At 63.6% G+C, this 23,907-nt stretch carries 19 protein-coding genes and 1 pseudogene; 7 read left to right on the forward strand and 13 right to left on the reverse strand.

What is annotated here, in order from left to right:
• Positions 1 to 190: 190 nt before the first annotated feature.
• Positions 191 to 1,213, reverse strand: coding sequence for a zinc-dependent alcohol dehydrogenase family protein (locus RYH74_RS16725; protein ID WP_038409469.1), 1,023 nt, complete (start codon positions 1,211 to 1,213; stop codon positions 191 to 193).
• Between the two features lie 206 nt (positions 1,214 to 1,419).
• Here RYH74_RS16725 and RYH74_RS16730 point away from each other — a divergent pair, with 206 nt between their 5' ends.
• The 5 genes and pseudogenes from RYH74_RS16730 to RYH74_RS16755 form a co-directional block, all read left to right on the forward strand.
• On the forward strand, positions 1,420 to 2,334 hold the full coding sequence (locus RYH74_RS16730; RefSeq protein ID WP_038409468.1) for a LysR family transcriptional regulator: 915 nt from the start codon (positions 1,420 to 1,422) through the stop codon (positions 2,332 to 2,334).
• 153 nt (positions 2,335 to 2,487) lie between these two features.
• Entirely contained in the window at positions 2,488 to 2,805 is a 318-nt protein-coding gene (locus RYH74_RS16735) for a type II toxin-antitoxin system PrlF family antitoxin (RefSeq protein ID WP_075045414.1), read from the forward strand.
• Positions 2,805 to 3,266: a type II toxin-antitoxin system YhaV family toxin gene (locus tag RYH74_RS16740; protein WP_075045415.1), complete on the forward strand. Its 462-nt coding sequence runs from the start codon at positions 2,805 to 2,807 to the stop codon at positions 3,264 to 3,266. Before RYH74_RS16735 ends, RYH74_RS16740 begins: the two co-directional genes overlap by 1 nt.
• Before the next feature lie 616 nt (positions 3,267 to 3,882).
• On the forward strand, positions 3,883 to 5,016 hold the full coding sequence (locus tag RYH74_RS16750; RefSeq protein ID WP_317409809.1) for an aminotransferase class V-fold PLP-dependent enzyme: 1,134 nt from the start codon (positions 3,883 to 3,885) through the stop codon (positions 5,014 to 5,016).
• A gap of 15 nt (positions 5,017 to 5,031) precedes the next feature.
• Positions 5,032 to 5,205, forward strand: a pseudogene (locus RYH74_RS16755) (glutathione-dependent formaldehyde-activating protein); the annotation flags it as partial.
• A gap of 15 nt (positions 5,206 to 5,220) precedes the next feature.
• On the opposite strand, the gene lipA reads toward RYH74_RS16755, so the two are convergent.
• From lipA to speB, 12 genes are all read right to left on the reverse strand, one after another.
• Complete coding sequence (gene lipA, locus RYH74_RS16760) at positions 5,221 to 6,195, reverse strand: lipoyl synthase (RefSeq protein ID WP_084785201.1); 975 nt, start codon at positions 6,193 to 6,195, stop codon at positions 5,221 to 5,223.
• Positions 6,196 to 6,213: 18 nt separating this feature from the next.
• Positions 6,214 to 7,338, reverse strand: coding sequence for a glycine cleavage system aminomethyltransferase GcvT (gene gcvT / locus RYH74_RS16765; RefSeq protein WP_075045419.1), 1,125 nt, complete (start codon positions 7,336 to 7,338; stop codon positions 6,214 to 6,216).
• A 66-nt stretch (positions 7,339 to 7,404) separates the two neighbouring features.
• Entirely contained in the window at positions 7,405 to 8,658 is a 1,254-nt protein-coding gene (gene glyA, locus RYH74_RS16770; RefSeq protein WP_075045420.1) for a serine hydroxymethyltransferase, read from the reverse strand.
• Positions 8,659 to 8,719: 61 nt separating this feature from the next.
• A complete protein-coding gene (gene gcvP / locus RYH74_RS16775) occupies positions 8,720 to 11,590 on the reverse strand; it encodes an aminomethyl-transferring glycine dehydrogenase (protein WP_317409782.1) in 2,871 nt (956 codons plus the stop codon).
• A 14-nt stretch (positions 11,591 to 11,604) separates the two neighbouring features.
• Entirely contained in the window at positions 11,605 to 11,982 is a 378-nt protein-coding gene (gcvH, locus tag RYH74_RS16780; RefSeq protein ID WP_075045422.1) for a glycine cleavage system protein GcvH, read from the reverse strand.
• 259 nt (positions 11,983 to 12,241) lie between these two features.
• Positions 12,242 to 13,774: a sigma-54-dependent transcriptional regulator gene (locus tag RYH74_RS16785; RefSeq protein WP_317409783.1), complete on the reverse strand. Its 1,533-nt coding sequence runs from the start codon at positions 13,772 to 13,774 to the stop codon at positions 12,242 to 12,244.
• An 81-nt stretch (positions 13,775 to 13,855) separates the two neighbouring features.
• Positions 13,856 to 15,280, reverse strand: a complete 1,425-nt coding sequence (cycA, locus tag RYH74_RS16790) for a D-serine/D-alanine/glycine transporter (protein ID WP_085663891.1) — start codon at positions 15,278 to 15,280, stop codon at positions 13,856 to 13,858.
• Positions 15,281 to 15,726: 446 nt separating this feature from the next.
• Positions 15,727 to 17,415: a choline dehydrogenase gene (betA, locus tag RYH74_RS16795; RefSeq protein WP_075045425.1), complete on the reverse strand. Its 1,689-nt coding sequence runs from the start codon at positions 17,413 to 17,415 to the stop codon at positions 15,727 to 15,729.
• A gap of 4 nt (positions 17,416 to 17,419) precedes the next feature.
• Complete coding sequence (locus RYH74_RS16800; RefSeq protein ID WP_317409784.1) at positions 17,420 to 18,889, reverse strand: purine-cytosine permease family protein; 1,470 nt, start codon at positions 18,887 to 18,889, stop codon at positions 17,420 to 17,422.
• Positions 18,886 to 19,065, reverse strand: coding sequence for a hypothetical protein (locus tag RYH74_RS16805; RefSeq protein ID WP_031325569.1), 180 nt, complete (start codon positions 19,063 to 19,065; stop codon positions 18,886 to 18,888). The genes RYH74_RS16800 and RYH74_RS16805 overlap by 4 nt, the downstream gene beginning before the upstream one ends.
• A 97-nt stretch (positions 19,066 to 19,162) precedes the next feature.
• Positions 19,163 to 20,671, reverse strand: a complete 1,509-nt coding sequence (locus RYH74_RS16810; RefSeq protein WP_286100009.1) for an aldehyde dehydrogenase family protein — start codon at positions 20,669 to 20,671, stop codon at positions 19,163 to 19,165.
• Between the two features lie 15 nt (positions 20,672 to 20,686).
• Entirely contained in the window at positions 20,687 to 21,658 is a 972-nt protein-coding gene (gene speB, locus RYH74_RS16815) for an agmatinase (protein ID WP_317409785.1), read from the reverse strand.
• A 268-nt stretch (positions 21,659 to 21,926) separates the two neighbouring features.
• Between speB and RYH74_RS16820 the strand changes: the two genes are divergently transcribed.
• Together RYH74_RS16820 and RYH74_RS16825 are read left to right on the forward strand one after the other, a co-directional pair.
• Positions 21,927 to 22,841 carry a LysR family transcriptional regulator gene (locus RYH74_RS16820; protein ID WP_317409786.1) on the forward strand — a complete coding sequence of 305 codons (915 nt, stop codon included), beginning with the start codon at positions 21,927 to 21,929 and terminating at the stop codon, positions 22,839 to 22,841.
• A gap of 486 nt (positions 22,842 to 23,327) precedes the next feature.
• Positions 23,328 to 23,906 (forward strand): NAD(P)H-dependent oxidoreductase, encoded by a 579-nt coding sequence (locus tag RYH74_RS16825; protein WP_084785203.1) that lies wholly within the window; start codon positions 23,328 to 23,330, stop codon positions 23,904 to 23,906.
• Position 23,907: the final 1 nt, after the last annotated feature.

Raw genomic sequence — 23,907 nt, forward strand, 5'->3', positions numbered from 1 at the left:
TGCCAGGCGGGAACAGTACAAGACAAAAAACTTGGCGGGATATTTCGGCAAGCCACGGAGCAATCAGCTCAAATATAGTCCGCGTCGTATTTAATTGTAGGAAACTTCTTTTTTTAACGTAAAACCAGTCTCTATTAGGCACAAAAAACCCGGGACTCTGCCCGGGTTTCCTGATAGATGCAGACCGCTGTCAGTGCTGCGCCATGTCCAGCACCACACGCCCGCCGCACGGGCATTGGTCCATGTAGCGATGCGCCTCGACCACCTGCTCGAACGGGTACACCTTGATGATCTGCGGTGTCAGCAACTGGTCGGCAGTGAACTGGTTGATATCACGCAGGGCGCGCTGCAGCGCCACCTGGTCCTGGCTGATACCCAGCTCCGGCTTGCCGGTGAAGTTGCCAATGCAGTGCACATAGAACTGGATGTTCTTCTGGAACGCCGCGCAAGCCGGGAACGGCGTCTGATTGCCGCCTTGCAGGCCATACAGCACCAGGCTGCCACGCGGTGCCAGGACATCGCCCAGCAGCGACATCTGCGGCCCGCCCATGCCATCGAGGACCATGTCCACGCCACGGCCATCGGTGTACTTGCCAACCTGCAGCAACAGGTCCTGCTCTTCGGTGACAATCACCTTGTCGGCGCCCAGGCCCAGCAGGTACTCACGCTGATCCGCCTCTTTTGTGGCGGCAAACACCTTCAGCCCCAGGGCCTTGCCCAGTTGCACGAAGGCAGGGCCCGCGCAGTGGCTGGCATCGGTGACCAGCGCAGTCTGCCCGGCCTTGGCCCGGGCCAGGTCGACGTAGGCGAAATAGGCGATCAGCAGCGGCGTGTAGTGCACGCTGGCCTCGATCGGGGTGAGCACATCCGGATAACGGGTAATGGCCGAACGCGGCAGCACGATGACATCGCCATACACCGGGTGGTCGTTGGCACTGGTGGCCGGGAAGCTGGCAACCCGGTCACCCACCGCAATATCCTCGACCCCTTCGCCGACCGCGGTCACCACCCCGGCCATCTCGTGGCCGATCCCCGCCGGCAGGCGCGCCTGAGACGGTGCCAGGTTCTGGCGCCAGAGCACGTCATACCAGCTGACGCCAACCGCCTCGACGCGGATCTGTACCTCGTCCGCAGCAGGTGACGGTTCGGCCTGCTCCTCGCAACGGAGCACATCGGCAGCGCCGAACTTGTGGAAACGGATCATGCGGGACATCGCATACCTCGCCTTTGTGAACCTCTAATTACCACGGACTTTATCCGGGCTTTGCCGGTTAGACCATCAGTGGTCATTAATAGTCGACATGCTTGTCATCGATTGGGCACCTGACTTTCCCTGCGATTGGTCCCCCTAAACCCGTGCAGGGTACCAGCCTTTGGCCTTAAGATTCACCTCTGCCCCACTTTAGGCGAAGCGCACCGATGAATCGAAACGACCTGCGTCGCGTAGACCTCAACCTGCTGATCGTGTTCGAAACGCTGATGCACGAGCGCAGCGTGACCCGTGCCGCGGAAAAACTGTTCCTCGGCCAGCCCGCCATCAGCGCGGCCCTGTCGCGCCTGCGCAACCTGTTCGACGACCCGCTGTTCGTGCGCACCGGCCGCAGCATGGAGCCCTCGGCCCGGGCCCACGAAATCTTCGCCCTGCTGTCCCCGGCGCTGGACTCGATTTCCACCGCCGTCAGCCGCGCTGCCGAATTCGACCCGGCCACCAGCAATGCGGTGTTCCGCATCGGCCTGTCGGACGACGCCGAATTCGCCCTGCTGCCGCAGCTGCTCAAGCGCATCCGCGCCGAAGCGCCGGGTATCGTGCTGGTGGTGCGCCGGGTCAATTACCTGCTGATGCCGACGCTGCTGGCCTCGGGCGAGATCTCGGTGGGGGTCAGCTACACCAGCGAACTGCCAGCCAACGCCAAGCGCAAGGTGCTGCGCCGCAGCATGCCGAAACTGCTGCGCGCCGACAGCGTGCCCGGCGCCATCACCCTGGACGACTTCTGCGCGCGGCCGCATGCGCTGGTGTCGTTTGCCGGGGACCTGTCGGGGTTCATCGACGAGGCGCTGGACGAGATTGGCCGCAAGCGCCACGTGGTGCTGGCGGTGCCGCAGTTCAACGGGCTGGGGAGCTTGCTGGCGGGCACCGATATTGTCGCTACGGTGCCGGATTACACGGCGGATGCGTTGACCGCGGCGGGTGGGTTGCGGGCTGAGGATCTGCCGCTGGATGTGCGCAGTTTCGAGCTGCACATGGCCTGGCGCGGGGCGCAGGACAATGACCCGGCAGAGCGGTGGTTGCGGTCGCGGATACAGATGTTCTTCGGCGACCCTGACAGTCTTTAGGGGCTTCGCGCCGATCGCGTCCCTGGAAGTGGTGTAACTCATCCTGCGGCGCTATTGAGCGTCCTCCCCGCCTATCCTTGATCAGCAGAAACCAAGATTGACCGAGTAAGGATTATTCCTTACCATCCGATCAATACATCCGGGAGAACACTCATGCCTGCCATCCACGAAATCGCCACGTTGACCTCGAAGGGACAGGTCACACTGCCAAAATCCGTTCGCCAGCTACTGGGCGTTGACACAGGTGGCAAGATTGCATTCGACGTGCGCGGGGGTGAAATCGTGGTCAGCCGCGTAGAAACCACCCACGAAGACCCTGCCATCGGTGCGTTCCTGGGTTTGCTGGAGGCTGATATCCGAAACGGACGCAACCTCACCACCCTGCCGGAAGACTTGGCGCAAACCATGCTCGCCAATGCAAACCACCCTGTAAACCTGGACGAAGATATCGACGGTGAGGTCGCGATCTGATGCTGCGACATGGCTGGACACTGTTGTTCCATGAGGGTGTGACTTTACAGCTACGCAAATTGCAAGAAGCCGCCGCCCGGGCCGAGCAGAACGATCCGCAAGGTTTTGAAAGCAACGCCAACGTCAAGCTGCTTCGGGCATTGAGCCATCTGATCATGGAGGCTGTGCCTGCCGACCCGGGCCGTGATGAGTTCCGCCAAGGCAACACGCTGGGCACCGCCTACAGACATTGGCGCCGCGCAAAAATCGGCAGGCGCTTTCGGCTGTTCTTTCGCTACGACTCAAGGTCCAAGGTCATCGTCTATGCATGGGTCAACGACGAAAACACCTTACGGTCCGCAGGCAGCAAATCCGATCCCTACGTCGTATTCGAGAAGATGCTCGGCCGCGGCAACCCTCCTGATGACTGGGATGCGCTGATTACTGCAACGCGTAGCGACTGGGATGAGCCCAAAGCATGAGCTGCGCGACTGGTGAGGGATTGCACGTTTGACACCGGCCCTCCCCTCGGTGCGTGCACTGTAATCCACTCGTAGCTGCTGTAAAAAAGGGTACATCTGGGGTACAAAATCAACTCCCCATTCATAACCTTTTGATTTATATGGATGTCCAAATGTTCTTCGGGGATCCTGACAGCCCCTGAGCACGATCCCCAACACCTCATCGCGCAAATGGCCCAGGCTATGGATCAACAGTGCATAGTGCACCACACAAAGCCCGGCATCATTCGCCAACAGGGCATTGTGCTGGCGCACGAACAGCGGCACGCCGAGACGTTCCTCGATGGTGCTTAATGCACCACACCAGCCAATACAAGCTGACGAAAGTCACCCACAATCGGTCGCAGATCAACACGATGCCAGGCGGCCCAGCGGCCGATGCTTTGCTGCAACCTTGGCCCAGCATGGGCTTTCACGCTTGGCCGGCAAGAACGCCACGCCCCCTGGGGGAGCGGCTTCAGCCGCGAAGCAGGCGCCGCGGTATCACATGGATTTCATCAGTCCCGGTCAATCTTGGCATTTGACAAGGCTAAGGACAGGGTCGATACCAATGACATCTCTGCCAAAGGAGTCACCCATGTCGAAGCTTTATCCCAGCATTGATCCTGAGGGGCTGGTCGAGTACTCGGTGGTGTACAGCGACCGCTCGCTCAATCACATGTCGCAGACGTTTCAAGGCGTGATGAAGAACATTTCCAGGACCCTGAAGCGGGTCTATAACGCCCAGGCTGTTGCGGTAGTGCCCGGCAGCGGTACATTCGGCATGGAATCGGTAGCGCGCCAGTTTGCCACCGGTCAGCAATGCCTGGTGATACGCAACGGCTGGTTCAGTTATCGCTGGAGCCAGATCCTTGAGATGGGCAATATCCCGGCGGCCACCACGGTGCTGAAAGCCCGACCGGTCGACACGGGTCGCCAGGCTGCCTACGCTCCGCCCCCTCTGGACGAAGTGCTGGCGGCGATAAAGGCGCACAAGCCGCAGATTGTCTTCGCCCCCCACGTTGAAACCTCATCCGGGATTATCCTGCCCGACGATTACCTGCGGGCCGTCGGCGACGCTGTGCATGCGGTGGGCGGCCTGTTCGTGCTCGACTGCATCGCCTCAGGCACGATCTGGGTTGATATGCAAAAGTGCGCAGTCGACCTGCTGATCAGCGCTCCACAGAAAGGCTGGAGCGCCTCCCCTTGCTGCGCCCTGGTGATGCTCAGTGCTTTGGCCCTGGAGCGCATCGAGCAGACGCAAAGCAGCAGTTTCGCCTGCGACCTGAAAAAGTGGCTGCAGATCATGCAGGCCTACGAACAGGGCGGGCATGCCTACCATGCGACCATGCCCAGCGACTCTCTCGCGCGATTTAACAAAGTAATCAACGAGATGCGAGCCTACGGTTTCGACAAGGTCCGCGGCGAACAGCAGGCTCTGGGCGATCGAGTGCGCGCCATGTTGACCGGCAAAGGCATCAAGAGCGTGGCCGCCGCCGGCTTTCAGGCCCCGGGCGTAGTGGTGAGCTACACCGATGATGCCGATATCAAGAGCGGTAAGAAATTTGTCGAGCACGGCCTGCAGATAGCCGCCGGAGTGCCGTTGCAATGTGACGAGCCGGCCGACTTCCAGACCTTCCGCATCGGTCTGTTCGGGCTCGAAAAACTGCACGATATCGAGCGCACGGTCAGCACCCTTGAGCAGGCACTGGACGAAGTGATGGTGAACTGAGGCCTCATCCTGGCATTTGCCGCTTTCGTGTCCTCGGTGATCGAAAGCGGCACGCCACCGGCACAGATGGCGGCGATTCGCGAGCGTCTGCGTAAACTTGGCCTGGAACCTTGCGACTGCTTGTTGCCCCCACTCATGGATGCACTCGCGGTTCACGCCGCCAAGCAAAAAGGCACCTACCGCGAATGATGGTGATCTGAACCCTTAAACTGCTTGCAGTTGCCGGTCAGCGTGGTAGGACGAGCGCACCAGCGGCCCGGAGGCCACGTTTCTGAACCCCATCGCCAAGGCCTGCTCGGCAAGCATGGCGAAGGTGTCAGGGTGCACGAAGCGCTGCACCGGCAGGTGGCTGCGAGACGGTTGCAGATACTGCCCCAGGGTCAGCATGTCAACCTGATGCTCACGCATGCGCTGCATCACCTCGACCACCTCGGCATCGGTCTCGCCCAGGCCGAGCATCAGGCCGGACTTTGTCGGTACCGCCGGCAGGCGTTGCTTGAAGCGCTCCAGCAGGTCCAGCGACCACTCGAAGTCCGAGCCCGGCCGTGCCGCCCGGTACAGGCGCGGCACGGTCTCCAGGTTGTGGTTGAACACGTCTGGCGGCTCTTGCGCAGTGATGTCCAGAGCAACGTCCATACGGCCACGGTAATCCGGCACCAGGGTTTCCAGCTGAATACCCGGCGACAGCCTGCGGATCTCGCGCAGGCAATCGGCGAAGTGGCGGGCGCCACCATCGCGCAGGTCGTCACGGTCCACCGAGGTGATCACCACATACTTCAGGCCAAGGTCGGCAATGGCGATGGCAAGGTTCGTCGGCTCATCGGCATCCAGTGGCTTGGGCCGGCCATGGCCGACATCGCAGAACGGGCAACGGCGGGTACAGATGTCGCCCATGATCATGAACGTCGCCGTGCCGCCCGAGAAACACTCCCCCAGGTTCGGGCAGGACGCCTCTTCGCACACGCTGTGCAGCTTGTGCTTGCGCAGCAGGGCCTTGACCCGTGCCACTTCCGGCGTGGTGGGAATCTCCACGCGAATCCAGTCGGGTTTGCGCGGCACCTGCTCGGTGGGCAGGATTTTCACCGGGATGCGCGCCACCTTGTCGGCGCCGCGCAGTTTCACCCCAGCCTGCAAGGGCTGCGAGCGCGTAGGGGCAGTCTGGATTTCACTCATGCTCATGCTCCGACAGTCTGGCCTTTAGCCACGGTAGTAACGTTGCGCCACGAACGGTGTGCGCACCACCTGCATCGGCACGTGCTTGCCGCGTACCAGGGCGAACACTTGCGTGCCCAGCGCTGCCTGCTCGCTCTGCAGGTAGCCCATCGCCAGCGGCGCGCCCAGGCTGGGTCCGAAACAGCCACTGGTGACCCGGCCGATCACCTGCTCCCGAGCATCGACGATCTCTGCCCCTTCACGCACCGGCACGCGCTCTGCAGGCAGCAGGCCCACGCGCTTGCTGGCCACGCCTTCGTGCTGCTGGGCAAGGATGCGCTCGGCGCCGGGGAAGCCGCCAGCGCGCTCACCCTCGGCACGTCGGGCCTTGGAGATCGCCCAGCCCAGGCTGGCCTCGATCGGCGTGGTGTGCACCGCCATGTCATGGCCGTACAAGCACAGCCCGGCCTCCAGGCGTAGCGAATCACGGGCCCCCAGGCCGATGGGCTGGACCTCGGCTTCGGCCAGCATCGAACGGGCAAGCATGGGCGCCGCCTCGACCGGTACCGAGATTTCGTAGCCGTCTTCGCCGGTGTAGCCCGAGCGGCTGACATAACAGTCGACACCCAGCAGCCTCACACTGGCGAACTGCATGAAAGTCATGCCGGCAACCTGGGGCGCCAGTCGCGCCAGTACCTTGGCCGCCGCCGGGCCTTGCAGGGCCAGCAAGGCCCGGCTGGCAAACAGCGACTCGACCTCGCACTGCCCTTCCAGGTGCTGGCGCAGGTAGGTCAGGTCCTGCTCCTTGCAGGCGGCGTTGACCACCAGCAACAGCTCGTCGTCACCCAGCCTGGCCACCATCAGGTCGTCGAGGATGCCGCCGTCGTCATTGGTGAACAGCGCATAGCGCTGCATGCCCACCGGCAGGTCGATGATGTCGACCGGCACCAGCGCTTCCAACGCCCTGGCGGCCTCTGCGCCACGCAGGCGGATCTGGCCCATGTGCGAAACGTCGAACAGACCAGCCTGTTCACGGGTGTGCAGGTGTTCCTTGAGCACACCCAGCGGGTACTGGACCGGCATGGCATAACCGGCGAATGGCACCATGCGTGCCCCCAGCGCCAGGTGCAGGTCGTGCAGTGGGGTTTGTTGCAATTGTTCTGTGGTCATGGCTGGCTCCTGGCCTTCGATGATATGGGCTGCCGGCACACTGCCGGCAGCCGCCAAGCCCTGAGGTCAGGCCGGATAGACAGGGAACAGCTTGCACAGCGCTGCCACCTGGCGCGCCACCTGGGCCTCGACGTCGGCATCACCGAGATGGTCGAGGATGTCGCAGATCCAGGTCGCCAAGGCGCGGCATTCCGCCTCCTTGAGCCCACGGGTAGTCACTGCCGGGGTACCGATGCGCAGGCCCGAGGTCACGAACGGCGACTGCGGGTCGTTGGGCACCGCATTCTTGTTCACCGTGATGTGCGCGCGGCCCAGGGCGGCGTCGGCATCCTTGCCGGTGATGCCCTGGCGGATGAGGCTGACCAGAAACAGATGGTTGTCGGTGCCACCGGAAACCACGTCGAAACCGCGCTGCATGAACACCTGCGCCATGGCCTGGGCGTTGCTGATGACCTGGCGCTGGTAATCCTTGAAACCAGGCGCCAGGGCCTCCTTGAAGCACACCGCCTTGGCCGCGATCACGTGCATCAGCGGCCCGCCCTGCCCGCCTGGGAACACCGCCGAGTTGAGCTTTTTCTCAAGCTCCGGGTCGGCCTTGGCCAGAATCAGGCCGCCACGCGGCCCGCGCAAGGTCTTGTGGGTGGTGGTGGTGACCACATCGGCATACGGCAGCGGGCTGGGGTACAGGCCTGCCGCGACCAGCCCGGCGACGTGGGCCATGTCGACGAACAGGTAGGCCCCGACCTTGTCGGCGATCTGCCGGAAACGCGGGAAGTCGAGGGTCTTCGAGTAAGCCGAGAAACCAGCCACGATCATCTTCGGCTGGTGCTCGACCGCCAGGCGCTCGACTTCGTCGTAGTCAATCAGGCCGTTGGCATCGATGCCGTATTGCACGGCGTTGTACAGCTTGCCCGAGGACGACACCTTGGCCCCGTGGGTCAGGTGGCCGCCGTGAGCCAGGCTCATGCCCAGCAAGGTATCACCGGCCTGCAGCAGGGCCAGGTAGACCGCCGCGTTGGCCTGGGAGCCCGAGTGTGGCTGGACGTTGGCATAACCGGCACCGAACAACTGCTTGGCGCGGTCGATGGCCAGCTGCTCGACCACATCGACATGCTCGCAGCCCCCGTAGTAACGCTTGCCCGGGTAGCCTTCGGCGTACTTGTTGGTCAGTTCGGTGCCCTGGGCCTGCATCACCTGGGGGCTGGTGTAGTTTTCCGAAGCGATCAACTCGATGTGGTCTTCCTGGCGCTGCACTTCACGGCCGATGGCCGCGGACAGTGCAGGGTCGAAATCGGACAGGGTCAGGCTCTTGTGGAACATGGGTGAGATTCCTTGTTGTTCGGTCGGCAAGCACGGCCCGGAAGCGTCCGGGCCAGCAGGGTCAGGCATCTTGATAGCTCGACAGCGGCGGGCAGGCACAGGCCAGGTTGCGGTCGCCGTAGACGTTGTCCACGCGCCCCACCGGCGGCCAGTACTTGCTGTCGCGCAGTTCGGCCAGCGGGTACACCGCCAACTCCCGGGCATAGCCGTGGGGCCATTCGCCCACCAGCTCGGTGGCGGTATGCGGGGCGTTCTTCAGCGGGTTGTCGAGCTTGTCCAGGGTGCCGTTTTCCACGGCGCGGATTTCCTCGCGGATGCAGATCATCGCTGCGCAGAAGCGGTCCAGTTCTTCCTTGGACTCACTCTCGGTCGGCTCGACCATCAGCGTGCCAGCCACCGGGAAGGACATGGTCGGGGCATGGAAGCCGAAGTCGATCAGGCGCTTGGCCACGTCCTCGACGCTGATGCCGCTGCTTTCCTTGAGCGGGCGCAGGTCGAGGATGCACTCGTGGGCGACCAGTCCGTTCTCCCCGGTGTACAGCACCGGGTAGTGTTCCTCCAGGCGGCGGGCGATGTAGTTGGCATTGAGGATCGCCAGCTGCGAGGCGCGCTTGAGCCCTTCCCCGCCCATCATGCGGATGTACATCCAGGTGATCGGCAGGATGCTGGCACTGCCATAAGGCGCCGCGCTGACCGCGCCCTGCGGGTTCGCCAGATGGGCGTGACCGGGCAGGAACGGCGCCAGGTGCGCCTTGACGCCAATCGGGCCGACACCGGGGCCGCCACCGCCATGGGGGATACAGAAGGTCTTGTGCAGGTTCAGGTGCGACACGTCGCCACCGAACTTGCCCGGGGCGCACAGGCCGACCATGGCGTTCATGTTGGCGCCATCCAGATACACCTGGCCGCCGTGCTCGTGAATGATGTCGCAGATGCGGGTGATGGCATCTTCGAACACGCCGTGGGTCGAGGGGTAGGTGATCATCAGCGCAGCCAGCTGCGCCCTGTGCTGCTCGGCCTTGAGCTGCAGGTCGGCGACATCGACGTTGCCACGCTCGTCGCAGTTGACCACCACCACCCGCATGCCGGCCATCTGCGCCGTGGCCGGGTTGGTGCCATGGGCCGACGACGGGATCAGGCATACATCGCGCCCTGCCTCGCCACGGCTGGCGTGGTAGGCGCGGATCGCCAGCAGGCCGGCATACTCACCCTGGGAACCGGCATTGGGCTGCAGCGACATGGCGTCATAGCCGGTGGCCGCGCAGAGCATGGCCTCCAGTTCATCGGTCAGCTGGCGGTAACCCTGCGACTGCTCAGCCGGGGCGAATGGGTGCAGGGCGCCGAACTCGGGCCAGGTGATCGGGACCATCTCGCTGGCGGCATTGAGCTTCATGGTGCACGAGCCGAGCGCGATCATGCTGCGGTCCAGGGCCAGGTCCTTGTCGGCCAGGCGGCGCAGGTAGCGCATCAGTTCGGTTTCGCTATGGTAGCGGTTGAACACCGGGTGTAGCAGGAACGGGGTCGCGCGCAGCAGTGGTACGGGCAGGCAATCGCTGCTGCCGGCGGCCAACGCGGTGAAGCTTGGAAGCGCCTGGCCGGGTTCGGCGAACACCTGCCACAGGGCCTCGACACTGGCCTGTTCGCAGGTTTCATCCAGCGACACACCAACCCGCAGTTCGTCAATCAGGCGCAGGTTCAGGCGTGCCGCATTGGCGGCAGCCAGCACATCAGCCAAAGGCCTCGCGGTGACCACGCTGATGGTGTCGAAGAAGTGCGCCTGCTCGACCTTGTGCCCGAGCTGTTTCAGCCCTTGCACCAGGATCGCGGTCAGGCGGTGCACCCGCCGGGCGATCTGCTCCAGGCCCTGGGGACCGTGGTAGACCGCATACATGCTGGCGATGTTGGCCAGCAGCACCTGCGCGGTGCAGATGTTGCTGGTGGCCTTTTCGCGGCGGATGTGTTGCTCGCGGGTCTGCATGGCCAGGCGCAGGGCCGGCTTGCCGAAGCGGTCGATGGATACGCCCACCAGGCGGCCGGGCATGTCGCGCTTGAACGCATCGCGGGTGGCGAAGTACGCCGCATGCGGGCCGCCAAAGCCCAGCGGCACGCCGAAGCGCTGGGCGCTGCCCAGCACCACATCGGCATCGAACTCACCCGGTGGGGTCAGCAAGGTCAGTGCCAGCAGGTCGGCGGCCACAGCCACCAGCGCACCCGCCGCATGGGCGCGTTGCACCAGGGCGCGGTGGTCGGTGATGGCACCCGTGCTGGCCGGGTACTGCAGCAACAGGCCGAAATAGCCGTCCAGGGCTTGGCCATCCAGCAACGCTTCATCAGCGATGACCACTTCGATACCCAGTGGCTGGGCACGGGTACGCAGCACATCGAGGGTCTGCGGGTGGCAATGGCTGGACGCGAAGAACGCCGGGGCCTTGTTCTTCGCCAGGCGCTTGCAGAAGGTCATGGCCTCGGCGGCGGCGGTGGCTTCGTCGAGCAACGAGGCGTTGGCGATCTGCATGCCGGTGAGGTCGCTGACCAGGGTCTGGAAGTTCAGCAACGCCTCCAGGCGGCCTTGGGAGATTTCCGGCTGGTACGGCGTGTAGGCGGTGTACCAGGCCGGGTTCTCGAGCAGGTTGCGCAGGATCGGCGTGGGCGTGTGGCAAGGGTAATAGCCCTGGCCGATGTGGTTGCTGAACAGCTGGTTGTTCGCAGCGATGGCCTTGAGTGCGGCCAGGGCTTCAGCCTCGCCCTGCCCCTTGCTCAGCTCGAGCACGCTGGTGCCTTTGATGCTGGCGGGGATGACGCTGTCGATCAGGGCTTCCAGTGAGTCATGGCCGACCAGCGCCAGCATGGCGTCGATATCGCCCTCGCGCGGGCCGATGTGGCGGGCGATGAATTCGTTGTCAGTGCCCAGCGGGATGGATGCGTTGGTCATCTCTGCCCCCTGGCTCAGGCGTTGTCGGCCAGGAAGCGGTCGTAGCCGTCCTGGTCCATCAGGCTGTCGAGCTCCGACGGGTTGGCCGCCTGGATGCGGAAGAACCAGCCGTCCTGCATGGGCGAGGTGTTGACCAGCTCGGGGTCGTCGGCCAGGGCCTGGTTGACAGCCACCACGGTGCCGCGCAAAGGCATGGTGATGTTGCTGGCGGCCTTGACCGACTCGAGCACCGCGACTTCGTTGCCCTCTCCGTACTCGCCCGGCTCCGGCAGTTGCACGAACACCACGTCACCCAGGGCCTGCTGGGCATAGCTGGTGATGCCGACGGTCAACTCGCCAGTCGCTTCCAGACGCAGCCATTCGTGTTCAGGAGTAAAACGCAGCGTGCTCATGGATCTTCCTCTCTTGTTATCAGATAGGTCCTGATGCAGGACCGACTGATACAGAGCAAGGCTGATGCCAACTCACTAAAACCCTTATACATCAATGCCTTACTGTTTTATTTCGGTCCATCCCAAGCCTGCGCGATGGAGCGTATTCACTCCGCGGCCTGGGCCCGGCAGCCAACCCTGACAGCACGGGCCAATGAACTCGGGACCACGCCCGCCTGGAGCATAATCACTCCAGCGGAGCGTATTCGCACCGGGCCGGCTACGAGACCCGACTGGCGATGCCGTACTTGCGCAAACGCTGGCCGATCGCCGTGTGCGAAGTCTGCAAGCGCACCGCCAGTTGCCGGGTCGAGGGGTAGCTCGTGTACAGCTTCTCCAGCAAGGATTTTTCAAATGCCTGCACGGCCGCTTCGAGGCTGACGATCTCCTGCCCCTCGGCTTGCTGGCTGCTCAGGGCGGTGCCAGCCAGCTCCAGGTCATCGCAGTCGATCACATCCCCTTCGCTGATGGCCGCCGCGCGGAATATCACGTTCTGCAACTGGCGCACATTGCCGGACCAGCGATTGCCCAGCAGCAGCGGATGGGTGGCCAGCGCCAGCCGGCAAGGGGCGCGCTGGATCTGCGCACAGGCCTGGCGCAGGAAATGCTCGGCCAGCAGCAGGATGTCCTTGCCGCGCTCACGCAGCGGCGGCACCTGCAGGTTGAGCACGTTGAGGCGATAGTAGAGGTCTTCGCGAAAGCCGCCCTCGATCACCATGTTTTCCAGGTTGCGGTGGGTGGCGCAGACCACCCGCACATTCACCTGCACCTCGCTGCCACCGCCCACCCGGCGAAAACTGCCGTCATTGAGAAAACGCAGCAGCTTGGCCTGCAGGTACGGCGACATCTCGCCCACTTCATCGAGAAACACCGTACCGCCATCGGCCAGTTCCAGCAGGCCCGGTTTGCCGCCCCGCTGGGCGCCGGTGAAGGCACCGGCGGCGTAGCCGAACAGCTCGCTTTCGGCCAGGCTCTCGGGCAACGCCGCGCAGTTCAGCGCCAGGAACGAGGCATCTCGCCGGGCACTCAGCGCGTGGCAGGCACGGGCCACCAGTTCCTTGCCCGTACCGGTCTCGCCCTGGATCAATACCGGCGCCTCCAGGCTCGCCACCTTGTGCAGGCGGGCCTTTAGCGCCTGCAGCGCCGCCGACTCGCCCAGCAACGCCCCCAAGCCTTCGCTGTTGTCATGCAGCAGCGAGGCCAGGCGCTCGCCGATGCGGCTGGGTGGGTACAAGGTCAGCAGGCCACCCACCAGGCCATCGGCGCCACCGCTTATCGGCGTGGCCTCCAGCAGCAGGGCCTGGCCCTGAAAGCCCACCTCGCACATTGGCAGGCGGAAGCCCTTGTCGATCAGGGTCTTGGCCAGGTCCGGCTCGGCAAACAACCTGTTCAACGCCTCACCGGCCGGCTCGCGCCCCACCAGGGCGACCAGGGTCGGGTTCGCCAGCAGCACATGACCGCCAGGGTCCACCGCCAGCACCGGGTCGCTCATCGCCGCCAGCAATGCCTCCAGCTGCAGGCGCCGGCGGTGGCCGGGGAGGAAGTCGACCAGCGCCACCTTCTGCACGCCGTCCACGTCCATCAGGGCAGCGTAGAGTTCGTCCAGCACCACCGGGGACAAGGTTGGGGCATCGATGTAGACGTTGGGCGGAATCATCTCCACCGCATCAAGATTGAGGTTGCGCGCCCCAAGCAGCGAGAGGATTTCCTGAGTGATACCGACACGGTCGACAAAGTTGACGTGGATTCTCATAAAGATTCCCTGCTTGGCAAAAAGACGACAGGGGGACAGCGCAGCGCGCCGTCCCCCTTGGGCAGAACGTGAATAGGGTGATCAATCGGCATCGAATGACAGCTGCATGGCCTGCTGCCTTTTCCGCCGGATCGATCGATAGGCCAGGCCCAGCACGGCAAACCAGACCGGCATCAGGTACAGCGCGCTGCGGGTGTCGGCCTCCAGCGCCAGCAAGGCCAGGATGAAAGCGAAGAACACCAGGCACACCCGGCACATGAACGTGCCGCCCGGCATCTTGTACCTCGACGCCTGGTGCAACGGGTCACGCTGCTTGCGGTATGCCAGGTACGACAGCAGGATGATCGACCAGACGAACATGAACAGCAGTGCCGACACCGTGGTGATCAGCGTGAAGGCCTCGAGCATGTTCGGCACCAGGTAGATGACCAGCGCCCCGCCCGTCAGGCACACACAGGAAAAGATCAGGCCGTTGGAAGGTACCGCGCGGCGGGACAGCGCACCGAACTTGCCAGGCGCATCGCCATCCACTGCCAGGCCGTAAAGCATGCGGCTGGTCGAGAAGACGCCGCTGTTGGCCGACGACATGGCCGAGGTCAGCACCACGAAGTTGATGATGCCCGCGGCTGCCGGCAGACCGGCCAGTACGAACAGCTCGACGAAGGGGCTCTTGTTGGCCACCACTTCACGCCAGGGCGTGACGGCCATGATGGCGACCAGCGCGAGCACGTAGAAGACGATGATGCGCAAGGGAATCGAGTTGATCGCCCGTGGCAGGTTGCGTTCCGGGTTCTTGGTTTCGGCGGCGGTGGTCCCCACCAGTTCGATGCCGACGAAGGCAAACACCGCAATCTGGAAGCCGGCAAAGAAGCCCATGGCGCCATGGGGGAACATGCCACCGTCATTCCACAGGTTGGCCAGCGATGCCGCATGCCCGGCCGGCGACTGGTAAGCCAGCGCCACCATGTAGAACCCGGTGCAGACCAGCGCGCAGATGGCGACGATCTTGATCATGGCGAACCAGAACTCCATTTCGCCGAACATCTTCACCGTCATCAGGTTCAAGCTGAGCAACAGGCCGACACACGCCAACGCCGGTATCCACAAGGGGATGTCGGGGAACCAGAACTGCGAATAGGCAGAGATGGCGATCACGTCGGCGATACCGGTGACAATCCAGCAGAACCAGTAGGTCCAGCCGGTGAAGAACCCCGCCCACGGGCCGAGCAGGTCAGCCGAAAAATCGATGAACGACTTGTACTTCAAGTTGGACAACAACAGTTCACCCATTGCCCGCATGACAAAGAACAGCATGAAGCCGATGATCATGTAGACAAAGATGATGGAGGGCCCCGCCAGGCTGATGGTCTTGCCAGAGCCCATGAACAGGCCGGTGCCGATAGCACCGCCAATGGCGATCAACTGGATATGGCGGTTGGACAGGTTACGCTTGAGTTCGTGTGCGTCACCATCAGGCGGGCGGTGACCGTGGGGCAAGTTATTCATTGTTTTCTACCTTGCTAGTCTAATTGTTTTTATAACGTCACAAGTTCAAACCTCGAGACCGGATGAACAACTTTCAAGTCCGATCGCGTGCAAGGTAGCGAGCAAGCTCTGTGCCAAACGCCAATAGCGCTAGTTGGCGGGGTTTTATTCAATCAGGGCTTTCGTGCCTGTAAAGAAGTCACTCCAGAAAACCGTGCCAATCAGGCGTTCGAGCAGCCCCGGGCACACTGAGCGCTGCCCCTCCCCATTTCTGTATCGAAATCATTCCAATGGAGCGCATTCAGTCCGCCAGGCTGACGCGATCCCCTGCAGGAGCGGCCTTGTGTCGCGATAGGGCCGCAAAGCGGCCCCGGCAATGTTCGCTTCTGCGCTGAAATCCTGGGGCTGCTGCGCAGCCCTATCGCGACACAAGGCCGCTCCTACACCGAACGCGTCAGCCCGGCTATTTAGCGGACAGGCATCTCGCGCAGCGGCGCACGGCTGCGTTGCTGCTCCTCCCAGCCCCCCACCAGGCCAACCGGCACATCGCTCGGTGCCAGCGGCTGGCGCCCGCGCACCAGGTCGGCAGCGCGTTCGGCCAGCATGATGGTCGGCGCGTTGAGGTTGCCATTGGGCTCGCTCGGGAACACCGAGGAGTCGATCACCCGCAGCCCCTGCAGGCCATGCACACGCAATGTCGAATCGACCACTGCCATGTCATCCTCGCCCATCCGGCACGAGCCGCACGGGTGCATGGTGCTTTCCATGTTGGCGCGCACGAATGCGTCGATCTGCTCATCGGTCTGCACCTGCGGCCCGGGCGCCAGCTCCTCGCCGCGGAAACGGTCCATGGCCGGCTGGGCGATGATTTCGCGGGTCAGCCGCACACAGCGGCGGAAGCCCTCCCGGTCTTCCTCGCTCTCGAGGTAGTTGAAGCGGATTTCCGGATGTTGGTACGGGTCGGCCGACAACGCCCGCACATGGCCACGGCTCTTGGGCTTGTTAGGCCCGGTCAGCACCATGAAACCATGGCCCTTGAACGGTTTGTCGCCGTCATAGCGCATGGCCGCCGGCAGGAAGTGGAACTGGATGTCCGGCCAGCGCAGGCCCTTGGATGAGCGGATGAAACCGCCCGCCTCAAAGTGGTTGCTGGCGCCCAGACCGTCCTTGAACAGCAACCAGCGCAGGCCGATCATCGCCTTGCCCAGCAGGTTCATCTTGCCGTTGAGGGTCACCGGCTCCTTGCACGCATACTGGATGTAGATTTCCGAGTGGTCCTGCAGGTTCTCGCCCACCCCAGGCAAGGGGTGGCGCACCTCGATTCCAGCCTTCTTCAGCACGGCCTCGGGGCCGATGCCGGAGCGTTGCAACAAGTGCGGCGAACCGATCGGGCCGGACGCCACCAGCACCTCGCGGTTGCACAGGACCTTGTGGGCCTGGCCGCCGTGATCATATTCCACGCCCACCGCCCGCTTGCCATCGAGCAGGATGCGCCGGGTCATGGCATGGGTGATCACGGTCAGGTTCGGCCGGCTCATGGCCGGGCGCAGATAGGCGTTGGCCGTGGACCAGCGCACGCCATCCTTGACCGTCATGTGCATGGCACCAAAGCCTTCCTGCATGTAGCCGTTGCAGTCGTCGGTCTTGATATAGCCGGCTTCGGCACCGGCCTCGACCCAGGCGCCGTACAGCGGGTTCTGCATGTTGTTGCCGTTGTTGGTGGCCAGCGGCCCCATGCCGCCGCGGTAGTCATCACCGCCAAACTTGTACTGCTCGGCACGCTTGAAGTACGGCAGGCAGTTACGGTAGCTCCAGTTCTTCGCCCCCAGGCTTTCCCATTCATCGAAGTCGCAGGCATGGCCACGGATGTAGACCAGCCCATTGATCGAGGACGAGCCGCCCAGCACCTTGCCCCGCGGGCAATGCAGGCGGCGGTTGTCCAGGTGCGCTTCGGCGACGGTCTCGTAGCGCCAGTTGTACTTCTTGGTGTTCATCGGCAACGAGAAGGCACTGGGCATCTGGATCAGCACACTGCGGTCGCTGCCGCCGAACTCCAGGACCAGCACCGAGGTACCGGCGTCTTCGCTCAAGCGGTTGGCCAGGACGCAGCCAGCAGAGCCTGCGCCGATGATGATGTAGTCGTATCGCTTGGTCATGGTTCTAGTCCTGTACACGAAGGCCGGCGGCCTGGATGTTGTGTTCATTACGCTTTGGGTAGCCGCCCCAGCCCAGGCGCGTCGCCAGCAGCCGGGTCAGGCCGTAGTGCACCAGCCCGGCCAGCAGGCAGGACGGCAGCGAGGCGGTGGCGAAGGTGAAGAAGTCGGTATGGGCCAGGGTCTGCGGGTTGAACACCACCACATAGATCGCGAAGCCCGCCACCAGCGCCAGCAGCGCGATGGGGTTGAAGCCTTTGCAGTAGCGCAACGGCGACACGCTCTGTTCGGCGTAGAGCTGGCGCAGGTTCAGGCGCTGCTTGCGCAGGAAGAAGTAATCGGCGATGCCGATGCCGGCCAGGGCGCTGTTGAGCGCGGATGTCCACACCAGGAAGATGAAGAAGCCGTCGTAGATCCCCGGCAGGAACACCACGATCAATACCGGGATGATGCAGAACAGCCCGATCAGTACCCCCCAGCCCACGCTGCGCAAGCGCTCGCCGCCCAGCTGGCGCAAGCCGATCACCGCGGTGTAGAGGATGTTGATCATGCCGGTCAGGTTGGCCAGCGCCAGGAAGCTCAGGGCGATGACGCCGAACCCCATGCCGCCGGCCAGGCGCATCCACGCGGTAGGGTCGCTGCTGCCCAGGGTAGTGGCGGCGAACAGGCTGATTGACTCGCCCAGCGACGCCGCAGCGAAGATGCCCACCAGGTTGGGCCAGAAGGCCGTGCGCTGGTTGCTGCACAGGCGCGACAGGTTGCCGATGTAGGGCCACCAGGAGAAGCCCGCGGCGATGTTGATCTCCACCGCGACCATGAAGTTGACGTGCGGGTTCTCGAACGGTGGCTGCAAGGGCGGCATGGCCAGCAGTTCGTCGAAGCTGTAGCGACCGGAGATGAAGTACATCAGTGCCAGCATGATCAGGATCAGGCTGGGCGCGATCACCGCGCTCAGCCGGCGGATCATGTCCGGCCCGCGCATGGCCACCAGCGCCGCCAGCACGATGGCCAGCAAGCCTCCCGCGGTTACCAGCCAGCCATCACCGTTGGGCTGGCTCTGCTGCACCAGGGTTTCCAGGTTGTCCAGCGCCCGCCCGCACATCAGCCCCAGCACCGCCAGCCAGCCCATGGTCAGCACCACCACCGAGAGGAAGTACACCAGGCGGCTACCATTTAGGCCGAACATGCTGCGCAGGAAGGTGAACTGCTCGACGCCGTACTTGCCACACGGCAGGCAGGTGGACGACGCGGCGAGGACCACGCCGATGATGTTGCCGATGATGATTGCGGCAATCCCTTGCAAGGGCCCGACGAACAGCGCGGTGGCGCCGCCGATCAGGAACACCCAGGTGGCCACCGCCAGCGCCGAGTTGGCGTAGGCAAACCCCCAGAAACCCCAAACCCGCTCATTGGGCAGCAAGGGGGTGTCGCCACGTTCCGCGCTCAGGCGAAATTCTTGCTCGCGGGAAGCACTCATGGCTGGCCTCCCAGGTAGTACGCGCCGGCAACCATCACCAGCGTCAGCAGGGCCAGTGCCACCACGTCGGCCACCGTCAATGCGCCCGGCCAGTGCGCTTTGTTCTCCAGTTCTTCATAGGCACGCAAGCGCCTTTCCAGGTCTTGCGCTCGCTCGATATCCACTTGGCTGTTCATCGGCATCACCTCGACAGGTTCTTGTTCTTGAAATTCGATGCATTCGATAACCTGCGCCGCTCGCCAACCTTCAGCGGCGCAGGACGGCCCTGTTACCTCAGGGCAAGGTGATCCAGACCGCCTTGGTCTCCAGCAGGAACTCCAGTTGTTCTGCGCCCATGTCCTTGCCATAGCCCGACTGCTTGTAACCACCGAACGGCATGGACGGGTCGAGGGTGCTGTGGGCATTGACGTACACCGTGCCCGCACGCAGGCGCGGAATCAGCCCATGGACCTTGCCCAGGTCGTTGGAGTAGATCGCCGCCGCCAGGCCGAACTCCGAATCGTTTGCCAGGGCCAGCGCCTGTTCCTGGGTGTCGAACGGTTGGGTCACCAGCACCGGGCCGAAGATCTCCTCGCGAACCACGCGCATGTCGTTGCTGCAGTTGGCGAAGATCGTGGGCTGCACGAAGAAGCCCGGGCCGTCGAGCGGCTCGCCGCCGTAGTACACCTGCGCGCCTTCGGCCTTGCCCAGGGCGATGTAGTCCAGCACCCGCTGCTGTTGCTGGAGCGACACCATGGGGCTGATGAAACAGCCCGGGTCCAGGCCCGGGGCGATCTTCAGGGTGGCGGTGTACCTGGCCAGCGCTTCGAGGAACGCCGGGTAGACACTGCGTTCGACATACGCACGGGTGCCGGCGTCGCACACCTGCCCGGAGTTGAAGAACACCCCGTTGGCCACGGCTTGCGCCGCTGCCTCGATGTCCGCATCGGCGAACACGATCACTGGCGACTTGCCGCCCAGCTCCAGGGTCAGGCGTTTCATCTGGTCCATCGCCGATTTGCCCACCGAGCAGCCGACCGGTGTCGAACCGGTAAAACTCAGCTTGTCGATGCCCGGGTGACGGGACATCGCCTCGCCGACCACGCTGCCGCGCCCGGTCACGATGTTCACCACCCCGTCGGGAATACCCGAGGCCTGTACCAGCTCGGCAAAGCGCAGCGCCGACAACGAAGTCAGCTCTGCCGGCTTGACCACCACCGTGCAACCGGTCGCCAGCGCCGCGCCGAGCTTCCAGGCCATGGTCTGCAGCGGGAAGTTCCACGGCACGATGGCACCGACCACCCCCACCGCCTCCTTGCGCGTGTACGCCAGGTAATTCCCAGGCAGCGAAGGCTCGACCGTGCGGCCGTGGATCTTGCTGGCCCAGCCGGCGAAATAGCGCAGGGTATCGACCGTGCCCTGGATATCGACCGCCCGTGCCTGGGCGACCGACTTGCCCATGTCGATGGCTTCGATCTGCGCCAGCTCGTCGCCGTGGGTCTCGATCAGGTCGGCCAGGCGATGGATCAGGCGCTCGCGCTCCAGTGGCTTGAGCTGGCTCCAGGCACCGCCATCGAACTGCGCACGTGCTGCGCGCACGGCGCGATCAAGGTCATCCGCAGTGGCCATGGGGATGCGCGTCAGCACACCCTCGGTGGACGGCTCGACCACCTCGGCACTGCCGCCGTCGCTGGCCTCGAGCCAGGCGCCGGCAATGAACATGCGCTGCGGTTTGCCGAGAAAGTGCTGGGTCGCCTCGGATACACCAAAGGCCTGCAAGTAGTCTTTTACCTTGTGGTCCACAGGACAGTCTCCGGGTCAGCGGGCTTTGGCGCGCGCGTGGAAGATGAAGCCGATGCTGTTCATCAGCAGTTGCGCGGCGAGGATCGAGGTCATGCCGGTGGGGTCGTAGGCCGGGGCCACTTCTACCAGGTCCATGCCGACAATCCGGCCGTGGCTGCGCTGCGCCAGAGCCTGGATGATTTCCAGCACTTCGTAGTACAAGAATCCGCCATGGCTCGGCGTGCCGGTGCCCGGGGCGATGGACGGGTCGAAGCCGTCGATGTCGATGGTGATGTAGTAGTTGCGGCCTTCGGGGATTTCCGCCAGCACGCCCGCGCAGCCCAGGCGGCGCACGTCACGTACCGACAGGATCTGCGAACCGGCCTCACGTGCGGCATCGTAGTCGTCGCGGTTGGAGGACGACACGTTGCGGATGCCCATCTGGGTCATGCCGACAATGTGTTCCAGCTCCGAAGCGCGGCGCAGCGGGCTGCCGTGCCCGTAGCGCACGCCATGGCGCTCGTCGACGAAATCCAGGTGGGCATCGAAGTGCACGATATGGATCGGCCCATGGCCTTCGAACGCCTTGATGACCGGGGCGTGCACCGAATGGTCACCGCCCAGCACCACCGGCATGGCCCCCGCTGCAAGGATCTGCCGCACCGCCGACTCGATGTTGGCGTTGCTGCTGGCCATGTCGGTGTGCACGATATCGGCATCGCCAACGTCGACCATGCGGACCTGGTCTTCGGTCAGGTAGGTGGCGTCATCCTCGAAGTCGTAGGCGCCGGCATGGCCGAAGGAGAACAGGGTCGATGCCTCGCGAATGCCGCGGGGTCCGAAACGTGCCCCCGAACGCCACTGGGTGCCCATGTCGTTGGGCGCGCCGAGGATTGCCACATCGGCGTCGATCGCCGCCCAGTCGGTGCACACCGGGGCCTTGGCAAACGTGCAATGGCCCACGAAGGGCAGGTTCAGGCGGCCGGACTCGTAACCGTGCTTTGCCATGTTCTGGTTTCTCCAGTTCTTGTTCTGTTTCAGGAGACGGGGCGACTGCTCGACCACCGTTGCGATCCACTATGGCAACCGTGCCAGCGAGGAAAAATGCGCAAGTGCAGATACATACATCGCCCTATCCGAAGTATCTGCCGGTGGTTGAACCCGGCGATACCAGGCATTGCAGCGGCCAGGTACTCATGGTTAGCTTGCGCGACAAGAACAATGCACGGGTGTTCATATCAGCACTGGCGATGTGACACCCGGCCGGGAGGCTACGGTGATCCAGCTGCACGATGTCGACCTTAAACTGCTCAGGGTATTCACCACGATCGTCAGGTGCGGCGGCTTTTCTGCGGCACAGGCCGCGCTCAATGCCGGCCAGTCGACCATAAGCGAACAGATGTCGCATCTGGAAACCCGCCTGGGGGTCAAGCTCTGCCAGCGCGGGCGCAGTGGCTTTCGCCTGACCGAGCAAGGGGTGGCCATCCATGAAGCGACCCTGCGCCTGCTCAGTGCCGTGGAGAGCTTCTGCATGGACGCCGATGTGCTCAAGCAGCACATCAGCGGCAAGCTCAACCTGGGCATCATCGACTCCACCCTGACCGACCCCGTCTCGCCCCTGCCGCGCACCACCCAGCGCTTTGTTTCGCGTGGGCACGATGCCCACCTGCACATCTATATCGGTGCCCCGGCGAAACTCGAAGAGCGCGTGCTCGACGGCAGGCTGCACCTGGCCATCGGCCACTTCCCATTGCGGGTCGCGGGGTTGTCCTACCAGCCGCTGTATGACGAGGCCCTGGGACTCTACTGTGGCCGGCGCCACCCGCTGTTCGCCAGCAACGCGAGCAACGGTCGGCTGATGGAGGACGTGCGCCAGAGCCGGATCGTGGTGCGCGGCTACATGCAGCAGTACGACCTGGAGCAGTTGGGCATCACCAAGGCCGATGCGACCGTGGAGAACATCGAGGCAGCGGCGATCCTGATCATTTCCGGCGCCTATATCGGCTTCTTGCCGGTGCACTTCGCCGAGCAATGGATCAAGACCGGCGACATGCGCCGCCTGGGTGCCAGCCTGCTGGACCTCTGCTCGCCGTTCGATGTGGTCACCCGCCGCGGCGTGTCGCGCCCACCCATCCTGCAGGCGTTCCTCGAAGACCTCGATGCCTGCGCCTCCCAGCCCGGCTCCCCCTGATTCACCCCGCTACTCGAAACGGACGATCCCCGCCCGCCAACACTGCGCTGCCGGCGTTGCCACCCCCCTGCCCGCCGCCCCAACATCAATGACTGAAGAACCTATGAGGGTATTGGTAAGCGTCAAGCGAGTGGTCGATTACAACGTCCCCGCCTGTGTCGCCGCTGACCGGCTACAGGCCGCAGGTAGCTGATCGCGACCGACCGCTTTCGACCCAGAGCGGACACTGATCCAAAGCTCTGTTGTCAGTACCGGCCTCATCGCCGGCAAGCCGGCTCCCACAGGAATATCACCAGCTTTCAGGCATGCGCTGTACCTGTGGGAGCCGCGCTTGCCGGCGATGGGCCGCGAAGCGGCCCCGGTTACAGGTGTCCGCAATGGGTCGATAGCAGCCGTTCGTGAAAGCCTCTACCGCTAACCGGCAACGCTTGACTCTACCGTAAGGGGCAGACTTTACCCTTGGCACTTCATTACCTGGAGTTTGTCATGAAGAGCAAACGCATGCTCGTAATCCTCGGCCACCCTTCGAACGACAGCTTTTGCGGCGCTGTGTCCGAACGTTATGTCGAGGCCGCCACGCAAGCAGGCCATGAGGTGCGCCTGCTGCGCCTGGACACCCTGGATTTCGATCCGGTCTTGCACGATGGCTATAACCAGGTCCAGTTGCTTGAGCCCGATTTGATCAACGCACAGAACGACATTACCTGGGCCGAACACCTGACATTGGTGTACCCGATCTGGTGGGGCGGCATTCCGGCGTTGCTCAAGGGGTTCTTCGACCGCGTGTTTCTGCCCGGTTTTGCCTTCAAGTACCGCAAGGGCTCGCCCTTCCCGGATAAGCTGCTCAAGGGCCGCACGGCTCACCTTCTGGTGACCATGGACACGCCGCCGTGGTACTACCGGTGGGTGTATCGCATGCCGGGCCTGCACCAGATGCGCAAGACCACCCTGGAGTTCTGCGGCATAAAAACCCTGAAAACCCTGACCTTCGGTCCGGTATTGGGCTCCAGGCCGGAACAGCGTGAAGCCTGGCTCAAACAAGTCCAGGCAGTCGCCAGCCGCTGAT

Origin of the sequence: Pseudomonas sp. LSJ-87 (genome assembly GCF_032971465.1) — a bacterium.
GTDB classification, from domain to species: domain Bacteria; phylum Pseudomonadota; class Gammaproteobacteria; order Pseudomonadales; family Pseudomonadaceae; genus Aquipseudomonas; species Aquipseudomonas putida_Z.